Origin of the sequence: Halomonas sp. (assembly GCF_052095695.1) — a bacterium.
GTDB lineage: Bacteria > Pseudomonadota > Gammaproteobacteria > Pseudomonadales > Halomonadaceae > Vreelandella.
On record NZ_JBQDLQ010000132.1, the window covers coordinates 658 to 6,301 of the forward strand.

Consider the following 5,644-nt stretch of genomic DNA (forward strand, 5'->3'; position numbering starts at 1 on the left):
TGTCAGGGCAGCATCAATGCTGTCACCGATGTTGTGGCTGACCAGCGCAGAGGCATAGCGGTGAGTCAAAGGCGACAGCGGGGCGGCTAGCAAATTACGCTCTATAAAACTCACCCTGGAGTTAGTGAGTGTTTCTTGTGCCAGAATCTTTTGAGCCAGACGATAGCCTAACGCATCCTTAACATGCGGGCTGGCATGAACGAATAAGATGTTATTCATGACAAAATCCTATGAGTTAAAATGAACAGCACATCACATTTAACATAATATATATTAAGCGAATCAAAAGAAATGGCCAGATAGCGCTACGATTTGTGGTTCATGAGCGACGTCATTGAGCCTTAGTTTCTATAAACCCCATCGCCGTTGAGTCTGTTGCCCTGAAGAAAAATCCATTGTCTGGAATTTATCCAGCCAGCCATTACCGCCGATAATGCCGAGCATTAATGTCGGTTTCATCCGTTACCTCCTGTTGCGCCGCCATCTCTTCGGTCGTATACCGCGCTTTATGGCGTGCAGCAAACCGCTCAAGATCAGCATGGGTACATAACTGTCCGGTGAAAATATTGATGTACTGAGCCACTCGGCCAATTCGCGTATCCTGGGGCTCTTGCGTATGCATCGAGATATAGCCGATTTGAATCAAATACACTGTGCGTGCACGGGTATCGGCTTCCGAGGGGTCATAGCCATAGCGAATAAACATGTTTTTCAGCGCTTGCAATCGCAGGGTATCGGCTTGGCTAACTCGCTTGGCAACCGCTTGATCTTGCAGACTCCAGCTTCTAATGGCGTACTCAAATTCAGAATCAAATACCGCCGGGTCAAACCAACAGTCAAAGATATTGAGCGTGGCTTCCACAATCGAAGACGCATATTTCTCCGATTGCTCAATGACTGCCTGTGTATTTTGACGCTCCCACCTCTCCAGTAGTGCGGTAAGCACCTCTTCGCGGTCTTTAAATAGCCAGTAAAAGCTGGTTCGCGATGTCTTTAACTTCTTTGCTAACGGTACGATCTTGACGGCACTGACTCCCGAGGCTATCAGCAGCTCGTAAGCAGCATCAATCCAAGCCGTTTGGTTAATCGTGTCGCGTCCGTTTTTCACGTATCTCTCTCTTTGCCATGGTGATGCAGTCGCATCATACCAGAAAGCCTGTCATCTTAATGTACATTACTGTCAATTATATTGACATTCATGAACAGACAAGGCTAGCGTGTATCACACCATCAAAACAACAACGGAAGACGACCGTGAACAACGACCCTTTGCTACAGCCGTTACAACTAAAACATTTAACTCTGAAAAACCGGGTAATGCTGACGTCTCATGAACCCGCCTACCCCGAAGACGGAATGCCTAAAGAGCTTTACCGGGCTTACCACGTTGAGCGCGCCAAGGCGGGCATTGCCCTGACGATGACCGCCGGTTCGGCGGCGGTTTCCCGGGATAGTCCGCCAGTGTTTAACAATATCCTGGCTTACAAAGATGAAGTGGTACCGTGGATGCGCGATCTCACTGAGGCATGTCACGAGCACGGTACGGCCGTTATGATTCAGCTAACGCACTTGGGCCGCCGCACCCGCTGGGATAAAGGCGACTGGCTACCGACAGTTTCAGCATCCAACCATCGCGAAGCCTCCCACCGCGCCTACCCGAAAAAAGCTGAGCTTTGGGATATTGAGCGGTTGATCAAGGATTACACCGATGCCGCCGAGCGCATGTACGTTGCGGGCCTGGATGGCATGGAAATCCAAGCGTACGGTCACCTGATGGATCAGTTCTGGTCGCCATTGACCAACGAGCTGGATGCGCCTTACGGCGGCAGCCTTGAAAATCGGCTCCGGTTTACCTTTGAAGTGCTCCGGAGCATTCGCGAGCGTGTTGGTGAGAAGTTCTTACTTGGCGTGCGTTACACCGGAGATGAATGCCTCCCCGGCGGCTTCGATGCCCGGGATGGCATGGCCATTTCTCACCAGTTGAAAAACAGCGGCTTGGTAGATTTTCTCAATGTCGTCAAAGGGCACATCGATACCGATCCGGGTCTGACAGACGTTATTCCTATCCAAGGGATGCCTAGCGCGCCACACCTGGATTTTGCGGGAGATATTAAGCGCGAGGTCGACTTCCCCACCTTCCATGGGGCCAAAATTCAAGATGTTGCGACGGCTCGTTATGCGATTGCATCCGGCAAGGTCGATATGATCGGAATGACCCGCGCCCATATGGCCGATCCTCACCTGATGAAAAAAGTCATCGAAGGTCGTGAAGAAGAAATCCGCCCCTGCGTGGGCGCCAACTACTGCCTGGATCGCATTTATCAGGGCGGCGCTGCGTACTGTATTCACAACGCCGCGACCGGTCGCGAAACTACCATGCCGCATACCATTCAGCCCGCTGATACCAAACGCAAGGTGGTGGTGATTGGCACAGGCCCCGGCGGGCTGGAAGCCGCCCGCGTGGCGGCCGAACGCGGGCACGAAGTCGTCGTATTTGAAGCAGCAGATGCCCCAGGCGGGCAGATTCGTTTAACAGCGCAAAGCGAGCGTCGTCGAGAAATGATGGGAATCATCGACTGGCGCTTTGAGCGATGCCAAGCCATGGGAGTAACGTTTCACTTCAATGTCTTTGCTGAGCAGGATGAAGTGCTCGCCGAGTCGCCTGACGTAGTCATTGTAGCCACAGGCGGGCAACCTAACGAAGAGGCGCTACAAGAGGGTAATGAGCTGGCAGTCACGGGTTGGGATCTGCTCTCAGGCCATGTAGCGCCGGGCAGAAACGCGTTGGTCTATGACGATGCGGGCGACCACACCGCCCTGCAAGCCGCTGAGATTATTGCCAAAGCAGGCGGCAAGGTCGAATACATGACGGCCGACCGCGCCCTGGCGCCAGAAGTCATGGCAATGAATTTAGTGCCCTACATGCGCACGTTACAGGTGCTGGACACGACGTTCACTCCGACGTTCCGCCTGACTGGCATCAAACGCGATGGTAATGAGCTGGTTGCCTCTGTCAGGAGTGACTACACCAACGTTGCCAAAGAGCGGCGCGTGGATCAGGTCGTCGTTAACTTTGGCACCTTACCTATGGAAGATCTTTACGAAGAGCTGAAGCCGCTATCGAGTAATCAAGGTGCCGTCAACTATGAGAGCCTGATTGTAGGCAAACCACAGCCTGTGGCTATCGACGGACAGTTCCAGCTATTCAGGATTGGGGATGCTATTTCGCATCGAAATACCCATGCAGCAATTTATGATGCCCTACGCATCGTGAAAGACCTGTAGAATCCTAGCGCTTAAGAAAAAGGGAAATGCCAGCTTGGACAGAGGGCTATATCGCTATCGGCATCTCGTTGAGAATGCCTTCGCGCGATTGAAGCCGTACCGCGCCATAGCGACGCGCTACGACAAGCTCAAGCGAAATTACGAGAGCAATTAGCCTGCAGTTTTTTATGGCTGCCTATGTGGAAACGTCAACAGACCCTTAGTCAGTAGGCGAAAATAAGCAGGGTATGAACAGTGCCCCCAAAAATACGTGACCCATTCCATGCGTTGGCAGTCCTCCATTAATAGTGTGACTTGAGGCTCTTTAGGTTTACAGTCGCCACAAAATGTCCTGGAGCGCAAGTTATACATAGAGTGTTGGGTGTTCAATTAAAAATACAACACGCTATAGTTACTAATAGTGCTTCTGAAAGCGCAACGGCCACCGATGTTGCTCTCTTTGCAACTCTTGAATAAGCAGTAGTCATATCAGATCAAGACAAAAAAGCAGCCTGCTATCAGCAAGGCTGCTTTTTTCATTTCAGACTGGCGCTTTACTTATCACTGTCAACGTTACTCAGATGCTGCGTAAGAGCCGTCTTCCTGGTGAACTTCATTACCGGTAATCGGCGGTGTAAATACGCAAGCCACCGTCATTCCTTTCTCTTTACCACGCAGTAGGTGCTCATCATGCTGATCTAGCATGTAGACATCGCCTGCTTTGATTGGCCAGATTTTACCGTCGGCTAAGGTTTCCACTTCGCCTTCACCTTCATAACAAAACACCGCTTCGTAATGGTTTTTGTAATGGATGTGAGTCTCAGTACCGGGGAAAATGCGGGTAATGTGGAACGAGAAACCTGCATTATCGCTGGCTAAAATAAGGCGAGTACTGTCCCAGTTGCCGTTTTCGGCGGTGACAAGGCGGTCTGTTTTACGCGCTTCTTCAAGGTTACGAACGATCATAAAAGTACTCCGTTTCAAAGTGACTGGCGGTTACCAGTCACTATATCCCCAATTTAAAAATACGTACGGCTATCGTCTTAATTTACGTAGCAACAGCTTACTTTCCAGCCACCGACTTAACACACATCTCAAGAATATCGAGACCTTCCAGCAAATCTTCATCAGTAATGGTCAGCGGGCAAAGACATTTGACGACTTCACCATCTTGGCCGCTAGTTTCAATCACCAGGCCATTCTCAAAGGCTTTGCTGGTAATTTTATCAGCGATATCACCCGATACTACGTCAATCCCGCGCATCAGGCCGCGACCACGTTCAGTTGCCGGCATACCGCTTTCTGTTAACAGCGCCGCCAGCTTTTGGAAACGCTCTTCGACAATACGCCCTTTACGCTGAACATCACGCTCAAAGGTGTCATCGGACCAATATTTCTTAAGAGCAGCTGTAGCCGTTACCATGGCTAGGCTGAAACCACGGAACGTACCGTTATATTGACCCGGTTTCCATTTATCCAGTTCAGGACGCATAAGAACATGCGCAAACGGCAAACCAAAACCCGAAAGTGACTTTGAGTTAGTAATAATGTCGGGCGTAATCCCGGCATGTTCAAAACTAAAGAACTTACCGGTACGGCCACAGCCTGCCTGAATGTCATCAATAATCAGCAGGATATCGTGGGCGCGGCAAATACCTTCTAAACGTTTCAGCCAATCCAAGCCTGCTACGTTAATACCGCCCTCGCCTTGCACTGTTTCAATAATGACACCGGCAGGAATATCTAGACCACCGGACTTATCGCCAAGCAGTTTTTCGAAATAATCTAGCGTGTCAGTATGCTCACCCATATAACCATCAAAAGGCAGGAAACTAGCCCCTTGAGTGGGTATACCGCCGGTGGCTTCACGGAATTTACGATTACCGGTAGTTGCCAGCGCTCCCATGGTGACACCGTGGAAACCGTTGGTGAAGGTCACAATGTTGTGGCGACCCTTGGCAACACGCGCTAAACGGATGGCCGCTTCTACGGCATTGGTACCCGTTGGGCCTGGCAAGTGCACTTTATACTCAAGCCCGCGTGGCTTGAAGATGACCTCTTCCAGCGTTTCTAGATAATCACGCTTGGCATTCGTCCACATATCCAACCCGTGAACAACGCCGTCAGTCGCCAGGTAATCAATCATCGCCTGTTTCATGTGCGGATTATTGTGACCGTAATTAAGCGTGCCCGCGCCGGCCAGAAAATCAATGTACTCGCGGCCATTTTCATCGGTCAGCCGCGCATTTTGCGCTTTGGTAAACACCACCGGAAATGAGCGTGAATAAGTACGTACATTGGATTCCATGCGTTCAAGCGTCTGGGTCTGCATTAGCGACCTCCTTAAATGATCATTTGGCCCTAGGGCGTATTTAGCCTG

General features: G+C 50.7%; 5 protein-coding genes. 1 reads left to right on the forward strand and 4 read right to left on the reverse strand.

Features of this window, described 5'->3' with window-relative positions:
* Positions 1–219, reverse strand: a 219-nt coding sequence (locus ACTH5D_RS16870; protein WP_441673263.1) for a hypothetical protein, incomplete at its 3' end; no start/stop codon positions are given.
* 202 nt (positions 220–421) lie between these two features.
* Positions 422–1,108, reverse strand: a complete 687-nt coding sequence (locus ACTH5D_RS16875; RefSeq protein ID WP_441673265.1) for a TetR/AcrR family transcriptional regulator — start codon at positions 1,106–1,108, stop codon at positions 422–424.
* A 146-nt stretch (positions 1,109–1,254) separates the two neighbouring features.
* Here ACTH5D_RS16875 and ACTH5D_RS16880 point away from each other — a divergent pair, with 146 nt between their 5' ends.
* Positions 1,255–3,285 carry an oxidoreductase gene (locus ACTH5D_RS16880; RefSeq protein WP_441673267.1) on the forward strand — a complete coding sequence of 677 codons (2,031 nt, stop codon included), beginning with the start codon at positions 1,255–1,257 and terminating at the stop codon, positions 3,283–3,285.
* Between the two features lie 552 nt (positions 3,286–3,837).
* Here the strand turns inward: ACTH5D_RS16880 and ACTH5D_RS16885 are convergent.
* Both ACTH5D_RS16885 and ectB read right to left on the reverse strand, forming a co-directional pair.
* Positions 3,838–4,230, reverse strand: coding sequence for an ectoine synthase (locus ACTH5D_RS16885; RefSeq protein WP_441673269.1), 393 nt, complete (start codon positions 4,228–4,230; stop codon positions 3,838–3,840).
* A 97-nt stretch (positions 4,231–4,327) separates the two neighbouring features.
* The gene (ectB, locus tag ACTH5D_RS16890; RefSeq protein ID WP_096280061.1) at positions 4,328–5,596 is read right to left on the reverse strand and encodes a diaminobutyrate--2-oxoglutarate transaminase; all 1,269 of its coding nucleotides are present in this window, start codon (positions 5,594–5,596) and stop codon (positions 4,328–4,330) included.
* Positions 5,597–5,644 lie beyond the last annotated feature (48 nt).